Consider the following 18,159-nt stretch of genomic DNA (forward strand, 5'->3'; position numbering starts at 1 on the left):
ATTAGTTGTTAATGATATTTGAAATCCCTTTTAATGGAATTACTGCCCATTTTGGACGTGAATTAAGTTCGTAGCCCAACTCATAAACTGCTTTTTCGAGCATCGCATACTTCAATAAAAAGATGCGCTCTTGATTATAACCGATATTGAGGTTCGCTGATTGTACTTTAGTTACATAAGTTTCTAAAAACACATTTTTTAAATATTGATACAAAATCTCGCCTGCCTCAAATAAATGGTCTTGATTGTAATTATACAGATGCATATTATTGAAAATAGTGGCATAAATGGCATAGTGAAAAGAACGAAACAAGCCAGCTATATCTTTTAAAGGTGGTTGTTTTACCTTACGATCGCGAATGGTACTTTCTGGTTCGCCTTCAAAATCGAGAATGTAAAAATCATCATCTTTTACTAAAACTTGACCTAAATGAAAATCGCCATGTACTCTGATGCGCTCGCCTTTTAGTTTTGTCCAATCGAAATCCACAAAACGTTTTCTAATGATATTCTTCTTTTCTAAAAATTCGTTGGCCAATTCTAAAGCTAATCCTTCAAGTTTATATAAACTATTTTCAATCGTATTCAATCGATTTTGAAATTGATAAAGTAGTCTATTTTTTAACCAAACTTCGTAATCGCCATTAAAATGCGATGGTGTAAAAGCCGTATCTTCAAACTCACTACCTAAAGCAATGTGCATTTCGGCTGTACGTTTGGCTAAAGTTTGAATCTTAATAAAAGCATTTAACCCAACCCAATCAATAATCTGTGCTGGTACATCTCTAATTTCTAAATGGCCAAAATCTTCCGCTTGGGGTAATTTTGAAATGTCTATTTTTTTATATTCTAAATTTGAGAATACCTTATGAAATTCAACCAACATATACTCCCAAGCATCACCTTGATTTTCTACCATCTCTTGCATCAAGCCAATGGTGATATTAATATCGTTCTCCTTTATTTGGACACTTCCTAAATAAGCCGGTGTATTTTTGTAATCCTTCTTTTCAGATAGAAATCGACTCATTTCATAATCTGGGTTGCGATCCGAATAAATTCTTCTAAAGAATTTCAATACATATTTTTCATTATAAACTACAGATGTATTACTCTGCTCCATTCCCATGAGCCGCGATGATTCGTAAGCGCAATCCTTGAACAGTTCACTTTTATAATAACGTACCTTTGTTCTGTCTTTTGGTACTGCGGTTAAAATGCGTTCAAAAACGACTTTTCTAAATGCTTCGAGGTTTATGGCATCTATAACAAACCCTTCTTGATTTTGAATACTAATGGGTAAAATACGATCATTCTTTGCAAAATTTTCATCTGAAACAAAAGCAATAGGCAAAAAATAGTGCTGATAAAAAGATTCATCAAAATTGACTTCTAAAATCAAACCATAATAAACTTCGTCGTCTTTTTGAATTCTGAAAGATTCAGCGAGTTCTATATATTTTAGCTTGCTAGCTTTGCCACCATACCAACGTTGTTTCACAATATAATCTTCGAGAACATCGGATAGAAAGACTTTGATGAACTCTTTATTTTCCAATAGTACTTCCCACCTATCATTAAAGTTATACGGTGATTGGATTGTAGTTTGTTTATTCTCTTTATTGCTCATGGACTATTTATGAATCTTAAAGATATGAAATGGCAATGCTGGATGTAACTCGACATAATTCCATTCGTTATGCCAATTATAACTACTTGCTGTTATTAAATCCTGTACTTGTACACAATGACCTGCTCCAATTCCTAAATCAGCTAATGGCAACTGCACGTTTCCTTGCTGTGCATAATATTGATCTAAACTGATAATGATTAAAAGTTCATTGGTTTTAGCATCATTCCATTTATAAAAGGCAATAATATTATCATTATTAATATTTAAAAACTTGATATTATTAGTTTGCTGCAACGCTTCATTTTCATGACGAACCGCATTTATTTTTGAAATCAATAAGGTCAGTTTACTGACTTTAAACCAATCGTAATGCTTTACTTCAAATTTTTCGGACATATAATATTCCTCTTTTCCTGGAATGGCATCGTCAATCATTTGTTCAAATACAGGTCCGTAAATACCAATACTAGAACTTAAGGTTGCCGCTAATGCATAACGCTGTAAATATTTGGCTTCGCTTGCACCCTGTAAGTGATAAGGATTGATATCTGGTGTATTTGGCCAAAAATTAGGTTGCATGTATTCGCGCTGGTCGGTTTGCGTTAATTCCGTAAGGTATTCTATAAATTCCTGTTTGGAATTCCGCCATGTAAAATAGGTGTAAGATTGCGTGTAACCTTGTTTTGCCAATTGCTGCATCACTTTTGGTCTAGTAAAAGCTTCTGCCAAAAACAATACATCAGGATGGTTTTTCTTGACTTCGGCAATGAGCCAATTCCAGAAATAATAAGGTTTGGTATGTGGATTATCTACTCTAAAAACATTAATACCACAGTCAATCCAATAGAGCATGGTATCCAAACACTCTTTCCACAGATTTTTATAATCTTTACTCTCCCAATAAATCGGTAAGATATCTTGGTATTTTTTCGGCGGATTCTCTGCATATTGAACCGTTCCGTCTGGTCGCCATTTAAACCAATCTGGATGCGATTTCACCCAAGGATGATCTGGCGCAGCTTGCAAAGCATAATCCATGGCGATTTCAATATTATGTTTCTTTGCTTCGTTAATTAAGTTTTTAAAATCTTCAACGGAACCTAATCGTGATTCTAAATCTTTATGACCGCCATGTTTAGAACCAATGCCCCAAGCTGAACCAACGTCGCCTTCTCTGGCTTCTGTTGTGTTGTTTTTCCCTTTCCGATTGACTTCTCCAATAGGATGAACCGGCGGAAAATACAGGACGTCGAATCCCATTTGTTCTATTCTTGGCAGTAATCGTTCACAATCCTTAAAAGTGCCATGTTGTCCTGCAATTTCTGAAGCAGAACGTGGAAAGAACTCATACCATGTGCTGAATCTGGCTTTCTTTCTATCGACATAGACCTGAAGTTCTTTAGATTCGTTGGCAAGAAATTTTTCTGGATACTTTATAAAAATGTGATGCAGTTGTGGACTCATCGCTTCCCTAATAGCATCATCATATTTGACTTCATGTTTAAAACAATCGATACAATAATTTAGATAGTCTTTTTCTTCTTTACTTGCTTTTTTAAGCAATGGTTCTAACAACGTAACTCCTTCTAGCAATTCTGATTTTACGTGTTGGTTATCGTCAATCTTACGACGAATACCATGTTGCCAATTTAGGGCATAATCTACCCAACCTTGAACTTTGTAACTGTAAAAGCCCTGTTTTTCAACTGAGAAAGATGCCTTCCATTCGTCATTTCCAGTTTCGTGCATTCTGACTTCGCTCCATTTTTTTGCTTTTTCATGTTTAAAAAGCACCGAAACTGCAATGACGTCGTGCCCATCTCCAAAAACATGAGCATCAACATTTACAATTTCATTTATGACACGTTTAATATAAAATTCACCACAATTAATCTGAGGAGATACATAATCTATGACAACACGTTCTTGCTTTTGCATTTTTAATAATAATTTTCTTTAGAATGTCGAATTTAGTAAAATTTAGTGTAATTCGTACTGCGTAATTACGAATTAAACAGTAATAGTCACTTTATTTTTTTACTTTGATAAGAAGGACAACTTTTTTTAGGACAAAGAGCCCTTAACTTTTTCATCTTTGGTGATTTTAGAAAGGTTAATCGCCGTTTCAATTAAAGCTAAATGCGAATAAGCTTGTGGAAAATTACCTAACAAACGTTTAGTTTTAAAATCTAAATCTTCACTAAATAGCCCTAAATGATTACTGTAGGATAAAAGTTTTTCAAATTGTTCGACGGCACTTTTTTCTTCTCCTATTTTGAATAGACTATTGATATACCAAAACGTGCAGATGGTAAATGAAGATGAAGGCAATCCAAAATCATCTTTATTTTTATAACGATACAACAACCCATCATTGGATAAGTCTCGACCTATTGCTTTTACGGTACTCACATATTTTGGGTGTTTTGCGTCTATGAAACCATAGGATTCCATTAATAAAACGGCAGCGTCTAAGTCTTCTGAACCATAGGATTGCGTAAATGCCTGTGCCTTATCATTCCATGCATTTACCATAATATCGTCCTTAATGGCCTCTTCTAATAACTGCCATCGTGCCAATTTTGTAGTTTTCCCCAATAACTTAGCTACTTTTATGGCTTTGTCAACTGCTGTCCAGCATAGCACTTTTGAGAAGGTGAAATGCTGATCTTCTGATCTAAATTCCCATATGCCTTTATCTGGTTCTTGCCAATGTTTATTTACTACCCATACAATACCTTTAGTTATATTCCATAAGGATTCGCCATCTTCAACGTCGTTATTGAAATTTAATAATAATTGATAAATCATATCCATCAAGATTCCGAAGATATCATTTTGCTTTTGCTTGTACGCGGCATTTCCTATTCGTACCGGACTAGAACCTTTATAACCTGAAAGATGCTCTAAGAACTCTTCAGTTAACTTCTTTTCACCATTAATACCATACATTATTTGAAGTTTCTCATCTTTATCTGGCATTAAATTGATGATAAACTTGAGATAACGTTTCGCCATATTTTTATGTCCTAAACTTGATATTACTTTAATGACCATAGAGGCATCACGGATCCAACAAAAACGATAATCCCAATTTCGGACTTCTCCAATGGTTTCTGGTAGCGATGTGGTGATTGCTGCTAAAACTGCTCCAGTTTTATCGTAACTCAGTAATTTGAGCGTCATGGCACTCCTTGCTATCTGTTTATTATAACTTTTAAATGTGGTTGTACGCTCCATCCAATTGAGCCAATAGACTTTAGTTCGCTCGTATTCTAGTACAACAGTTTCAAGGCTTGGTACAAATAACTTTTCATGATAACCTACTAAGAAGAAGTGGTCAGACTTAATTTCCAAATCTTCACCATTAACAATTTTATCTTTTTTAAAATCTGTATATAAAAATAAGGTGTCAAAAAGCTCATTATCGGTTAAGCTCACTATAAAATCATTCTTGACATAAGTTTTGGTTTCACCTTTTGCGTACTCTAGTTTAGGATTGTAATTGACTTTTACAGTAGGCTTGCCAGATATATACTTGATATATCTTATAAACTCTGGTGGTGCATGATAAGAACCCGCAGACTTATAATATCTTGGCATAAAATCCCTTACCTCAAAAACATCCAGACCGTTACTGAACTTCGTTACCAAAATAACGGTATTCTCAATATATTTTTGGGTTATTTGATAACTGTCATCTACCTCAAAACCAAAGGATCCACCAATATTGTCATCCAGTAGCTTTCCAAAAACCGATGGCGAATCAAATTGAGGTAAACAGCACCAATCTACTGATCCATTTTTTGAAACTAAAGCAGCACTTTTGCAATTACCTATTATACCATAATCTAAATTATCCATAAACTATTTGATTTTTAATGTGAAAGATTTTATAATGTGTTGTACCTTTTAATTCATTTCATAAATATTGCCCCAAACCTAAAGGTAATGACGAAGTGGTTTTTGATACATCTCTGTCTGTCAAGATTTAAACTTTGGCTCCAATACTTCGGGAAATGTAAATAAGCTAAACTTTTAGGCATTTCTGTTACAAATTCTAGTAAAATGCACAACAGTTAATCTATATTTTTTTTAAATTAACAAAATTCTATCAGTTAACACAAATTATCTTATGAATAAAACAATTATTGTATCAAATCGCTTACCGCTTCAAGTTTCAATCGATAACAAAACCTTCAAAGTTACACCAAGTGTCGGTGGTTTAGCTACTGGTATGAAATCCGTACATTCTGAAGGTAATGGAATTTGGGTCGGCTGGTCTGGTATTCCAGAAAATGAACTTAGCCCAGAATTATCTCAGGAAGTACAGCACAAAATACAAAAAGAAAAATGTGTTTCTGTACCACTTACTAGCGAAGATATAGAGGAATACTATGAAGGTTTTAGTAATAGAGCCCTTTGGCCTTTGTTCCATTATTTTATGGAATACACCGATTTTGAACAAAATGAATGGGAGGCTTACAAGCGTGTCAATGAAAAATTTGCTGAAGTCGTTGTCGATAATTTGAATGATGGTGATACGGTTTGGGTACATGACTACCAGTTATTATTACTCCCTCAACTTATTAAAGATAAAAAACCCAATACAACGATAGGATTCTTTTTACACATTCCCTTTCCTTCCTATGAAATTTTCAGAACCTTTCCATGGCGTGAGGAAATTTTAACTGGAATGCTGGGAGCCGATCTATTAGGTTTTCACACCTATGATTACGAACGTCATTTTTTGAGCTCCGTTAAGCGTATTTTACGATTAGAAGTTAATTTTAATGTCATAAATTTTCACGATAGAATCGTAAAGGTAGATTCATTTCCTATGGGAATTGATTATGAAAAATTTTACAATGCAGCTTTAAAACAGCATAGTGATTCTTATGAGAAATCAGAACTAAGAACGCGCTTAGAAGAACATCTCACAGATGATAAAAAATTGATTTTATCTATCGACAGAATGGACTACACTAAAGGAATTCCTAATAGGATAAAGGCCTTTGAATATTTTTTGGATATGTATCCGCAATACAAAGAAAAAGTTCGCTTGGTGATGTTAGCTGTTCCATCGCGTACCAATGTTCCTCAATATCAAAAATTAAAACGAGATACGGATGAGTTAGTTGGTAGGGTTAATGGCAAATTCGCTACCGTAAGCTGGACACCTATTTGGTATTTTTATAGATCAATGCCTTTTGAGAACTTAATTGACTTATATATATCATCAGACGTTGCTTTGATTACACCTATTAGAGATGGAATGAATTTAGTCGCCAAAGAGTATATCGCCACACGAACCCAAGGGAATGGTGTACTTATATTAAGTGAAATGGCTGGTGCTTCAAAAGAAATGAATGAAGCACTGTTAATTAACCCTAATAGTTTTGAAGACTTTGCAGCGACCCTAAATACGGCGTTAACAATGCCATTAAAAGAACAGGAAACACGAGTAAATTGGTTACAAAAACGTCTAAAACGTTATGATGTTGAAAAATGGGCTACGGAATTCTTAAAAGCGTTAGATAATACCAAAGCCGCCAAAAGTGATATTATTACTAAGAAACTAACCACTGACTACGAAAACGAATTATTGGAGAATTTCAAAACTAAAAATAAAAAACTATTGCTTTTAGATTATGATGGTACGCTTGTTGGCTTCAAAGACAATCCACAAGACGCTGCACCAGATGAGGAACTCTATAATCTTTTAGATCAACTTAATGAAAAAGCGAATTTAGTTTTAATTAGTGGCCGAGATAAAGAAACTTTTCAGCGATGGTTTGGGCATAAACCCTACAATTTAGTTACAGATCACGGTGTTTGGATATATCAAAATTCTGAATGGACTGAATTAGAGCGTTTGAAAACGGATTGGATGCAAAACATACAGCCAATTTTAGAAACTTTTGTAGATAGAACTCCAGGAACTTTTATAGAAACAAAAAAGTATTCTTTAGCTTGGCATTACAGAACTGCGGACCCAGAACTTGCCAAAATCCGGACTTTAGAGCTAAATACGGTACTTACTAGCATGGTATCTAATAACGACCTATCTATTTTAGAAGGCAATAAAGTTATAGAGATAAAAAGCAGTAATGTGAATAAAGGACGCGTAGTCAATCGTTTGCTAATGGGAGAAGATTATGACTTTATCACCATAATTGGTGATGATTGGACTGACGAATACATGTTCGAAGAAGCACCTGAATCGGCTTATACCATTAAAGTTGGATTTACAAAGACCAAAGCCAAATATCAAGTGAAAGATTCTGGGCAAGTGCGTAATTTACTTCAAAAATTGATTTAAAAATCAAAGACCAAAATGAAATCATTTTGGTCTTTGATTAAAGCTATAAAATTTCATTATAACCGATTAAACTTTCTCCTATTTTTAAATAATAGTACCAGAAGGAATAGTGGCATCTTTCTTTACCACAACGATACCTTCTTTGATAACATATGTATCTGTTTCGGCATCTTCAAGATGTTTTCCACCATTTATTCTAACGTCATCACCAATGCGACAGTTCTTGTCAATTATAGCATTTTTAATAAAGCAACGTTCACCAATTCCCATGAGCACCTCAATCTTTTTAGACTCAATATCCTCTAAAGATTCATATAGGTCGCTTCCCATCATATACGTATTTATAATTGTAGATTCCTTACCGATCCTAGATCTAATACCAATTACGGATTTTTCAATAGTTGCTGCATGAATAATGCAACCTTCAGCAATGACTGCTCTATTTAAATTCGTTCCTGAGATTTTAGATGTTGGTAATATACGTGCATTTGTATACACACGATTATCCAAATCGTAAAGATTAAACTGTGGTATATCGTCCGTTAAGCCAAGGTTAGCTTCAAAAAATGAATCTATATTTCCGATGTCCGTCCAATAGCCTTCAAATGGATAACTCATCACCTTGCACTTATCGATACTCTGAGGAATGATTTCCTTTCCAAAATCAACCGTACTTTTATCTTCCATTAATTTTACAAGTAAATCCTTATTGAATATATAAATACCTGTGGACCCTAAATATTCACGTCCATCTCGTTTCATTTCATCGCTTACCTCAGATTTCCAATTTACTATTTCTTCCAGTGACGGTTTTTCTGTAAATGATGTGATCTTATTGGTATCGTCTGTTTTTAAAATACCAAATGACGTTCCGTCTTTGGCATTAACAGGATATGTTCCAACTGAAATATCGGCTTTAGCTTCAATATGCGCATCAATCATTTCATTATAATCCATTTGGTATAACTGATCACCAGATAGAATTAAGGCATATTCAAAATCATGTTGTAAAAAGTGATGCATACTTTGGCGCACCGCATCAGCAGTGCCTTGAAACCATTCGCCACTGCTAATAGTTTGTTCAGCAGCCAATACATCCACAAATGCAGAACTAAAAAAACTAAAGTGATAGGTGTTTTTTATATGTTTATTTAAGGACGCCGAATTAAATTGCGTCAACACGAACATGCGTTTTATTTCCGAATTGATACAATTTGAAATTGGAATATCCACTAATCGATATTTTCCTGCTATAGGTACGGCTGGTTTTGATCGTTTTTCGGTAAGTGGGTATAATCTTGAACCTTGACCACCTCCAAGAATTATACTTAAGACTTTGTCGTTTATCATTTTTTATCTATTAAAGATTTATATATAGCTTCTGTTTGTTTTGCAATGGCTCTCCAATCGAAATAGTCTTCGACGCGTTTTCGACCGTTTTTTGCCATTCTATGTTGTAATTCCTTATCGTTAATGACTTTGTTAATTCCTGCTGCTAAATCCTTTGAAAACTGATCTGCGTTTACAGGCTCGAAGGGTGCGGATTTTTGTTGTTCTAATGCAATCAATAATCCGGTTTCTCCTTCAACCACTACCTCTTTTATGCCACCAACAGCACTTGCTACTACTGCTGTTTCACAAGCCATGGCTTCAATGTTTATAATTCCGAACGGCTCATAAATAGAAGGACAACAAAATACATCGGCATGAGAATAGAGTTGGATGACATCTTTTTTGTCGAGCATTTTATCAATCCACACTATATTATCCCTAGTTTTAGACGCTTCTTTTACGGCGTCTTCCATTTCTTTACCAATTTCTGGTGTATCTGGAGCACCAGCACAAAGTATTACCTGAGTGTCTTTATCAATATATTTTATGGCATTTACCAGATGAATGATTCCTTTTTGGCGTGTAATCCTGCCAACGAACAGCACATATGGTTTGTTTTTGTCAATGCCGTATTCCTCTAAAACCGATGTATCGTCAACCACAACATATTGCTCTAAATCTATACCGTTATAAACAACTTCCACTTTATGTTCATCGACATCGAAATGCTTCATCACGTCTTCTTTCGTTTCTTCCGATACCGCAATTAAACAATCTGCCATTTCAATGGCCGTTTTTTCAATCCATGACGAGGCGTCATAACCTCTTCCCAATTGTTCTCTTTTCCAAGGACGTAAAGGTTCTAAGGAATGTGTTGTCACCACTAATGGGACACCATAACACAATTTCGCTAAAATACCTGCGAAATGTGAATACCAAGTGTGGCAATGTACAATGTCTGCGTCAATGGGATCTGCACTCATTAACAAATCGGTGCTTAATGTTTTGAATATGGCTTTTAATTTGTCATCGGCATGATCAAAATCTGAATTTTCATAAGGAAACCCTTTTACACTCAAATTTTTACTAGAACTGTCCTGATCTCCAAAGGCTCGCACTTCAACTTCCATTAATTTTGCCAGTTCTCCTGCTAGATATTCAACATGTACTCCTGCTCCACCATAAACATAAGGTGGAAATTCTCGTGTAAAAAAAAGTGCCTTCATTAAGATTTTATGTAAGTTTTTGGTTGGTTTTAAGACTAACTAAATGTTTAAAACAACATTTTTTTGTTTAGACTATCAATTTACGATTAAATATTAAAATGTAAATTTAAAAGTCAATTTATTTCCTTAAAAATAAATATTATCATTAAATTTTTCAAATTTCATAAGGAAATTAATTGTCATACACATAAAATATAATAAATAATTTAAAAAATTAAGACAATAACTTAAAAAAATACTATGAAAAAATTAATTCCGATGCTTACGATTTTTTTCCTAATAAGTTGCAATTCGTCTGCACAAAAAAAAGAGGATCAACAGAAAGAAACTTTTGAAATCACTAAAACGGAAGCGGAATGGAAAGCAGAACTTACCGATAAAGAATATTATGTGCTGAGGGAAGCTGGTACAGAGCGGCCATTTTCCAGCCCATTAAATAAAAATTACGAAAAAGGGGTTTACCATTGTGCAGCTTGTGACACGCCTTTATTTAAGAGTGAACATAAATTCGATTCTGGAACAGGCTGGCCAAGTTTTGACCGAGAGATTGAGGGCAATGTAGCCTATGGAACTGATACTAAAATTGGTTACACCAGAGATGAAGAGCATTGTGCAACTTGTGGTGGTCATTTAGGTCATGTTTTTAATGATGGGCCTAAGGAAACCACGGGAAAGCGCCATTGTATTAATGGTGTGGCCTTGAAGTTTGTGCCAAGTGAAGAGTAGAACAATTTCCCAAAGTTAGGACAACTTGGTTTTATCATTAATTTTTTATAGCTTAAGAGGCTTTATAAATGAAATTCCATAAACACTACTGAAAATGAGTTTGAATAACATAAAATCGGAAATAGAAAACTATGTCAATTCTTCCAATCTTACAGAATTACAGGTCGTAGAACGATTACAGGACTTTTACTTCAATAAAAAAGTAAATGAAAATTTAAAGCCCTACAAAAAAGGGCATAAAAAAGTGAGCGAAATTACAAAAGATTTAAAAATCTCACCTCGGAAATTCTATGCCATATTAAAGAAGAAAAATATAGAACATAAAATTTACAACAAATCAAAAACGGAATAAAAATGAGACCTGTTTGTAGTATGAATAATTCTTACCTCAATAGTGCAATTAAACAATTTGAATACTATAAATCCCTTGGCGATAAAACCATTGACCGACTTACGATTGAAGAGTTAAAAAAGGAGTTTGCTGAAGATTCCAATTCTATAGCGATAATAGTAAAACATATTGCAGGCAACATGCTTAGTCGCTGGACTAATTTTTTAACGGAAGATGGCGAAAAAGAATGGCGACAACGTGATGAAGAATTTATTGAAAATTTCAAATCGAAAGATGACTTGTTAGACGCTTGGAATAAAGGTTGGATTTGCTTATTTAACGCTATTAAACCGTTAAATTCAACTGATTTAGAGAATGTTATTTACATTAGAAATCAAGGCCATTCAGTAACCGAAGCCATACATAGACAAATGATGCATTATGCCTACCACGTTGGTCAAATGGTACTTATTGGCAAATTGATTAAAGGTAGCAATTGGGAAAGCCTATCCATCGCTAAAGGCCAATCCAAAATTTACAATAAAGCTAAATTCGAAAAGGACATAAGCCGAAAACACTTTACCGATGACTTTTAAAAAAAAAAGATCATTTGACAATAGCCAAATGATTTTTTTTCATATTCTGTGATTTAATGAGTTTACTTTTTGTAAACTACATTTGCGTTTTTAACTGCATCGTCAAGATCGTTCATGGTATCGACATAAGTGTAATTATTGTTAAATGCACGATCCACTTTTTTTCCTACAATGATATGTTTTACATCAAGATCTGGCGCATTTATTTCAACCTGATCTTGGATTCTCATTGTTTTTCCATCTAAGTCGGTGTCCAGCTCTTCTAGTGTGGAAATAACATACAATCTGTTTTGACTAGCTCTGATTTCCTGAATCTCGATATCATGCTCATTCCCGGAAATCTCAGCTTCTACCGTAATTGATCTTTCCATTTTTTCTTCGCCAGGCATATCAAAATCCAAATAAGGGACTTCAACTTCCTCTTCTTCCATCACAACTACAACTTTTGGAATCTCCACCATTTTGGTTTTGGTTCCAACATCTATATCTGCCCATTCTACATCGTATTCAGGAAGTTCTCCCATGTCTCCATCAACGTCTACGTCTACAGTTGGTAATTCTCCACCTTCTTCTTTATCCATTTTGCAACCTACAGTAAGTAAGGCCACAAATAATACTAATACTAATTTTTTCATTATAAAATATTTTTGATTTTTAATTGGTTAAGGTTAATAACTTTTATATAACCTGCTATGATGACAATATACCATGAGATTACCATTGTTCTTGACGCAATCAAATTTAACATTTGTTCATTTGCTGATTAAGATGATTGCGATGCATTGGAAATAGAATTCTAGTGTAGGAATTGATATTTCAGAAGTCATTGGTTTTAATTTCAAATTGAAACTTAGAAATGCATTTTACGCTAATCCAATTATAGATTTGCTTTTTCTAAGGTCATTAATGTGAATTGAATTTCATATTTTTGTAACTTCAAAAATTCAACTAAAAACACCTTATTCATGAGTAAATACGATATTATAGTATTAGGAAGTGGTCCTGGAGGCTACGTAACTGCAATTAGAGCATCACAATTAGGATTTAAAACTGCTGTTGTAGAAAAGGAAAGTCTTGGTGGCGTATGCTTAAATTGGGGTTGTATTCCAACCAAAGCCCTTTTAAAATCTGCTCAAGTTTTTGAATACCTTAAACATGCTGAAGATTACGGGCTAAAAGTGAAAGATCCAGAGTATGATTTTGATGCGATTATAAAGCGTAGTCGTGGTGTGGCAGAAGGTATGAGTGGTGGTGTTAAGTTTTTAATGAAGAAAAATAAAATCGATGTCATTGAAGGTTTCGGAAAATTGAAAACCGGTAAGAAAATTGATGTTGACGGCAAAGAATATTCAGCAGACCATATTATAATAGCGACAGGAGCACGCTCACGTGAATTACCGAGTTTACCGCAAGATGGTAAAAAAGTGATTGGTTACAGAAAAGCGATGAGTTTAGAAACGCAACCGAAGAAAATGATTGTTGTGGGTTCTGGAGCCATTGGTGTTGAATTTGCTTATTTCTATAATTCGTTAGGAACTGAAGTTACCATAGTAGAGTTCTTAGACAAAATTGTGCCTGTTGAAGATGATGAAGTGTCTAAACAATTAGAACGTAGTTTTAAAAAATCTGGAATTAAAATCATGACATCTGCAGAAGTAACTTCTGTTGACACCTCTGGAAAAGGAGTAAAAGCTACGGTAAAAACTAAAAAAGGAGAAGAAATACTAGAAGCCGATATTGTATTATCTGCTGTTGGTATTAAATCTAATATCGAAAATATTGGCTTAGAAGATGTTGGTATTGCTGTTGACAGAGATAAAATTTTGGTTAACGATTTTTACCAAACCAACATTCCTGGTTATTATGCCATAGGAGATGTTACGCCTGGACAAGCTTTAGCTCACGTGGCGTCAGCTGAAGGAATTCTTTGTGTAGAGAAAATTGCAGGTCAACATGTGGAAGCTTTGGATTATGGAAACATTCCAGGTTGTACCTATTGTTCTCCGGAAATCGCTTCAGTCGGTTTAACGGAAGAACAGGCTAAAGCCAAAGGTTTAGATATAAAAGTTGGTAAATTTCCGTTTTCGGCATCTGGAAAAGCAAGTGCTAGTGGCGCAAAAGACGGTTTTGTAAAAGTGATTTTTGACGCTAAATATGGCGAATGGTTAGGTTGCCACATGATTGGTGCTGGTGTTACCGATATGATTGCCGAAGCTGTTTTAGGTCGAAAATTAGAAACCACTGGACATGAAGTCTTAAAAGCAGTACATCCACATCCTACTATGAGTGAAGCGGTAATGGAAGCTGTTGCTGCGGCTTATGATGAGGTTATACATCTTTAAGCTAGAAGCTAGAAGTAAAATATTCAAAATGCGATTCAGAATTGAATCGCATTTTTTAATTTTTTTATTTTAGTTCTAACCCCTAATTATTATTGAAGGGTAGTATTGAATTTTACAATTTGAGTGCCAAACCTAAAAATAAAATATTTGGCGAAAGTTCCTCAAAACCAATTGTGTATTTCATATGCGCACTAAGATTGGATAGAAAATCGTAATCTAAACTTAGATCTGCCCTCACTTTAAATTTCCTATTTAAAAAATCGGGAAAATAATTTAAACTTGGGCCAATAAGAATATGGAAATTATAAATAATATCATATTTTAAGTACATTGGCGCATTAATAAATTCATAGTCCCCTACGCCTTTGTACAACAATTCTGGTTGAAAATGAAAGCCGTTATCAATTTTAAAATCCACAAAAATTCCGCCATAATAACCTATTTCAGTTTCTGGATTATTTCCGAATTTGCCTTCATCAACTTTAAAAAAAGTAATATTAAGTCCACCCTTAACTCCAAATTCAGTTTGTGCCGACAAATATGTTCCGCCAAACATTAAGCATATTAGTATTAAATAGTTTTTCATCATGGTCAATTTTTCATAAAACTCTCAATTGCCAATTCATAACTTAATAGTCCAAAACCTAAAATAACACCTTTAGCATTTGGAGAAATAAATGATTTATGCCTAAATTTTTCTCTTGAAAAGGTATTGGAAATATGAACTTCCACAACAGGTGTAGTAATCGCTTTAACCGCATCACCAATGCCAACAGAAGTATGTGTGTAAGCCGCAGCATTTAAAATAACACCATCATATGAGAATCCTACTTCTTGGATTTTATCAATAATTTCACCTTCGATATTAGACTGAAAATGCTCAAGGGATACATTTGGATATTTTTTAACTATGGAATCGTAAAATTCGGTAAAAGTTAAATTACCATATATATTGGTTTCGCGCTTTCCTAGCAAATTAAGATTAGGACCGTTGATGATGATTAATTTTTTCATGTATCTGATTATGTTATTTTTTTGCCACATGCAATTCGTTCATTGAACATGGGTATAAATATAATCGTTTTGTCTTTTGCTTAGTTCATGAATTAAATATATTAAAATATAGGCATAAAAAAAACCGAAGTAATTACTTCGGCTTTTCTATGCTTGTAATATTTATTATCTCTTAGAACTTGAATAAGATTCCGAAAGCAGCGTTACCACCAAAAGGATTAGCAACATCACCAAAACCTAAGTTGAATTCTGATACAGCTTCTGCACCGTCAACGTCTGCCTTAGCAGTGGTGAAAGATAATACATTCTTTAAACCGAAAGATAAAGCGATCTTTTCAGTTACAAAATAGTTGATACCTAAATCTAAACCAGCTCCGATAGCATTTACTTTGAAATCGTTTAGTTTATCATTTTGGCTAGCATAACCAACACCAAACTCAGTGTAAGTTTTAAAACGCTCACCTAAATCCAAAAAGTAATAACGAGCAAAAGCGCCAACACCAAAACCAGAATTATCTGCAGTATCAGTTCCTGCAAATTCTTCTTTAGAAGACATAAAAGATAATTCACCTCCAATAGCTAAATCTTCGCTAATGAAATAGCCTAGTTTTGGACTGATATTAAAGCTAGAAGTTTTTTCTTCATTGTTTTTATCATTTTCACTGTTAAAACCAATCATACCTTCTAAAAAGATATCACCTTCAGAAAAACCAAAAGTCTTAGCTTCTTCTTGTGCACTAACACTTGCAAATCCTAATACTGCAACTGCAGCTGTAAATAATAATTTTTTCATAATTTGAGTTTTCATTTTTAATTAATTTGGTCGGCAAATGTAGAGTTTTGACTTGAACTAAAAATCGAAAATATGTTAATGTTTTTGGTAATTTAACGATGATATGTGTTTTTAAACAAAAAAAAAGAGGCTACCAGCCTCTTTAATTCATTTATATTTTTACTGTTTTAGAGACCAAACTCTACTCCTAATGAAATGGCATCAAAAGAACCACCGTCTAAACTTACTCCTTTATAGGCTAAAACAATATCAATCATTTCGGTTACACCGTATTGTACTTTTGGTGCATAATAAAACCCACCATCATTTCCATCAGGACTAATCCCTAATGCATACCCTAAATCAGCACCTACTGTAAATTTTTCAGATATACTAAAACGTGCAGCACCTGCAATTGGGATAAAACTAAAGTCTTCAGCTTCTGCTGTGATAGTTGCTCCTCCAAATGAATTTGAAATATCTTCCCCGAAATAATGATGATAACCAGAAGCGACACCTACATTAAATTCTTCAGATACTTCCCACAAATAGTTTGCATCTAAGTTAACACCAAAAGATGTAAAATCACCAGAATCTCCCAACGGTAATGCACCACTAATGCCTACATTAAAATCCTGTGCTCCTACACTAGTGAAAGCAAATACTGCAACAGCAGCAAATAATAATAATTTTTTCATAATATTTAAATTTTAAAATTGATTGATACAAACTAAAGTCTTTTTTTTGAAATAATAAAATTTTCCTACATAGTTATTAACAATTTTATAAACAATTTAATTTAAAAAACTGTATTTCAGTATTTTAAAATTTAAGTTATTAACATAATATCTTTATACTAGAGGAAATGCATTATGTTTCTACCTTTGTTTCAACCAACAATTCGTTATTTTCAACCATGAAATGGGCACCAGCAATAGCCGATTATAAACATTATCTTCAAATAGAACGTGGTTTATCAAAAAACTCCATCGTTAACTATAGCTATGATATCAAAAAACTAATGTTTTATCTTGAAGAACATCAAATAAATGTATCTCCTATTTCTATTGACCATACAGTTGTTAAAGATTTTATTTATTCAGTTTCCAAATCCATTAATCCAAGATCGCAAGCGCGATTGATATCTGGACTACGAAATTTTTTCGACTATCTCATTTTTGAAAACTACAGAACCACTAATCCGTTGGATTTAATAGAATCTCCGAGAATAGGAAGAAAATTACCAGATACATTATCTATAAAAGATATAGACAACTTAATCAGTGCTATTGATTTAAGTTACCAATACAACGGCGTAAATCTTGGCGAGCGAAACAGAGCCATTATAGAAACCTTATATAGCTGTGGTTTGCGTGTGAGTGAACTTATAGAACTAAAAATATCAGATTTGTTTTTTGAAGAAGGTTTTATAAAAGTCACCGGAAAAGGAGACAAACAGCGTTTTGTACCCATAGGAACATCGACTCAAAACTACATAAACATCTGGATTGCCATTAGAAATCATATAGAGGTGCAGCCCAATTCTAAAGATGTACTTTTTTTAAATTACAAAGGTAAAAAACTGACACGCGCCATGATTTTTACCATTATAAAATCCTTAGTCGAAAAAACAGGGCTTAAGAAAACAGTGTCACCACATACCTTTAGACATTCGTTTGCGACACATCTACTCGAAAATGGTGCAGATCTTAGAGCCATACAAATGATGCTTGGGCATGAAAGTATAACAACTACAGAAATCTATATGCACGTAGATCGTTCTCATTTAAGTGAGGTATTGAATAAGTTTCATCCTAGAAAATAAGTCAATATTTATTCTATTTTAATGTGACCCTCTTTTCATT

Annotated in this window: 16 protein-coding genes; 6 read left to right on the forward strand and 10 right to left on the reverse strand. The window is 33.8% G+C overall.

The genetic code is table 11. The features are described 5' to 3' along the window. Position 1 precedes the first annotated feature (1 nt). The 3 genes from HM987_RS10935 to HM987_RS10945 form a co-directional block, all read right to left on the reverse strand. Positions 2–1,630 carry a maltokinase N-terminal cap-like domain-containing protein gene (locus tag HM987_RS10935; RefSeq protein WP_179007985.1) on the reverse strand — a complete coding sequence of 543 codons (1,629 nt, stop codon included), beginning with the start codon at positions 1,628–1,630 and terminating at the stop codon, positions 2–4. 3 nt (positions 1,631–1,633) lie between these two features. Beyond that, positions 1,634–3,571 carry an alpha-1,4-glucan--maltose-1-phosphate maltosyltransferase gene (locus HM987_RS10940; RefSeq protein ID WP_179007986.1) on the reverse strand — a complete coding sequence of 646 codons (1,938 nt, stop codon included), beginning with the start codon at positions 3,569–3,571 and terminating at the stop codon, positions 1,634–1,636. 126 nt (positions 3,572–3,697) lie between these two features. Continuing rightward, positions 3,698–5,497 carry a glycoside hydrolase family 15 protein gene (locus HM987_RS10945; protein WP_179007987.1) on the reverse strand — a complete coding sequence of 600 codons (1,800 nt, stop codon included), beginning with the start codon at positions 5,495–5,497 and terminating at the stop codon, positions 3,698–3,700. Between the two features lie 271 nt (positions 5,498–5,768). On the opposite strand from HM987_RS10945, the gene HM987_RS10950 reads away from it, so the two are divergent. Continuing rightward, complete coding sequence (locus HM987_RS10950; protein ID WP_179007989.1) at positions 5,769–7,955, forward strand: bifunctional alpha,alpha-trehalose-phosphate synthase (UDP-forming)/trehalose-phosphatase; 2,187 nt, start codon at positions 5,769–5,771, stop codon at positions 7,953–7,955. A gap of 84 nt (positions 7,956–8,039) precedes the next feature. Here HM987_RS10950 and HM987_RS10955 read toward each other — a convergent pair whose 3' ends face one another. After that, complete coding sequence (locus HM987_RS10955) at positions 8,040–9,305, reverse strand: glucose-1-phosphate adenylyltransferase (protein ID WP_178987966.1); 1,266 nt, start codon at positions 9,303–9,305, stop codon at positions 8,040–8,042. Continuing rightward, positions 9,302–10,513 carry a glycogen synthase gene (gene glgA, locus HM987_RS10960; RefSeq protein ID WP_179007991.1) on the reverse strand — a complete coding sequence of 404 codons (1,212 nt, stop codon included), beginning with the start codon at positions 10,511–10,513 and terminating at the stop codon, positions 9,302–9,304. The genes HM987_RS10955 and glgA overlap by 4 nt, the downstream gene beginning before the upstream one ends. Before the next feature lie 240 nt (positions 10,514–10,753). Here glgA and msrB point away from each other — a divergent pair, with 240 nt between their 5' ends. From msrB to HM987_RS10975, 3 genes are all read left to right on the forward strand, one after another. Then, the gene (msrB, locus tag HM987_RS10965; RefSeq protein ID WP_179007993.1) at positions 10,754–11,239 is read left to right on the forward strand and encodes a peptide-methionine (R)-S-oxide reductase MsrB; all 486 of its coding nucleotides are present in this window, start codon (positions 10,754–10,756) and stop codon (positions 11,237–11,239) included. Positions 11,240–11,333: 94 nt separating this feature from the next. Next, entirely contained in the window at positions 11,334–11,591 is a 258-nt protein-coding gene (locus tag HM987_RS10970) for a hypothetical protein (protein WP_179007995.1), read from the forward strand. Between the two features lie 2 nt (positions 11,592–11,593). Beyond that, positions 11,594–12,166 carry a DinB family protein gene (locus HM987_RS10975; protein ID WP_229724385.1) on the forward strand — a complete coding sequence of 191 codons (573 nt, stop codon included), beginning with the start codon at positions 11,594–11,596 and terminating at the stop codon, positions 12,164–12,166. A 62-nt stretch (positions 12,167–12,228) separates the two neighbouring features. Here the strand turns inward: HM987_RS10975 and HM987_RS10980 are convergent, their stop codons facing one another. After that, entirely contained in the window at positions 12,229–12,801 is a 573-nt protein-coding gene (locus tag HM987_RS10980) for a hypothetical protein (protein WP_179007997.1), read from the reverse strand. A 330-nt stretch (positions 12,802–13,131) separates the two neighbouring features. Here HM987_RS10980 and lpdA point away from each other — a divergent pair, with 330 nt between their 5' ends. Continuing rightward, on the forward strand, positions 13,132–14,508 hold the full coding sequence (gene lpdA, locus HM987_RS10985) for a dihydrolipoyl dehydrogenase (RefSeq protein WP_178987961.1): 1,377 nt from the start codon (positions 13,132–13,134) through the stop codon (positions 14,506–14,508). 112 nt (positions 14,509–14,620) lie between these two features. On the opposite strand, the gene HM987_RS10990 is transcribed toward lpdA, so the two are convergent. The 4 genes from HM987_RS10990 to HM987_RS11005 all read right to left on the reverse strand — a co-directional run bounded on the left by HM987_RS10990 (position 14,621) and on the right by HM987_RS11005 (position 16,992). After that, complete coding sequence (locus HM987_RS10990) at positions 14,621–15,097, reverse strand: outer membrane beta-barrel protein (protein WP_179007999.1); 477 nt, start codon at positions 15,095–15,097, stop codon at positions 14,621–14,623. A 2-nt stretch (positions 15,098–15,099) separates the two neighbouring features. Continuing rightward, entirely contained in the window at positions 15,100–15,522 is a 423-nt protein-coding gene (gene aroQ, locus HM987_RS10995; protein ID WP_179008001.1) for a type II 3-dehydroquinate dehydratase, read from the reverse strand. Between the two features lie 172 nt (positions 15,523–15,694). Beyond that, positions 15,695–16,315, reverse strand: coding sequence for an outer membrane beta-barrel protein (locus HM987_RS11000; protein WP_179008003.1), 621 nt, complete (start codon positions 16,313–16,315; stop codon positions 15,695–15,697). A 167-nt stretch (positions 16,316–16,482) separates the two neighbouring features. Then, a complete protein-coding gene (locus HM987_RS11005) occupies positions 16,483–16,992 on the reverse strand; it encodes an outer membrane beta-barrel protein (RefSeq protein ID WP_179008005.1) in 510 nt (169 codons plus the stop codon). A gap of 218 nt (positions 16,993–17,210) precedes the next feature. On the opposite strand from HM987_RS11005, the gene xerA reads away from it, so the two are divergent. After that, positions 17,211–18,119 carry a site-specific tyrosine recombinase/integron integrase gene (xerA, locus tag HM987_RS11010; RefSeq protein ID WP_179010013.1) on the forward strand — a complete coding sequence of 303 codons (909 nt, stop codon included), beginning with the start codon at positions 17,211–17,213 and terminating at the stop codon, positions 18,117–18,119. The last annotated feature ends 40 nt before the right edge of the window (positions 18,120–18,159 follow it).

This window comes from Winogradskyella forsetii (genome assembly GCF_013394595.1).
Taxonomy (GTDB): Bacteria; Bacteroidota; Bacteroidia; order Flavobacteriales; family Flavobacteriaceae; genus Winogradskyella; species Winogradskyella forsetii.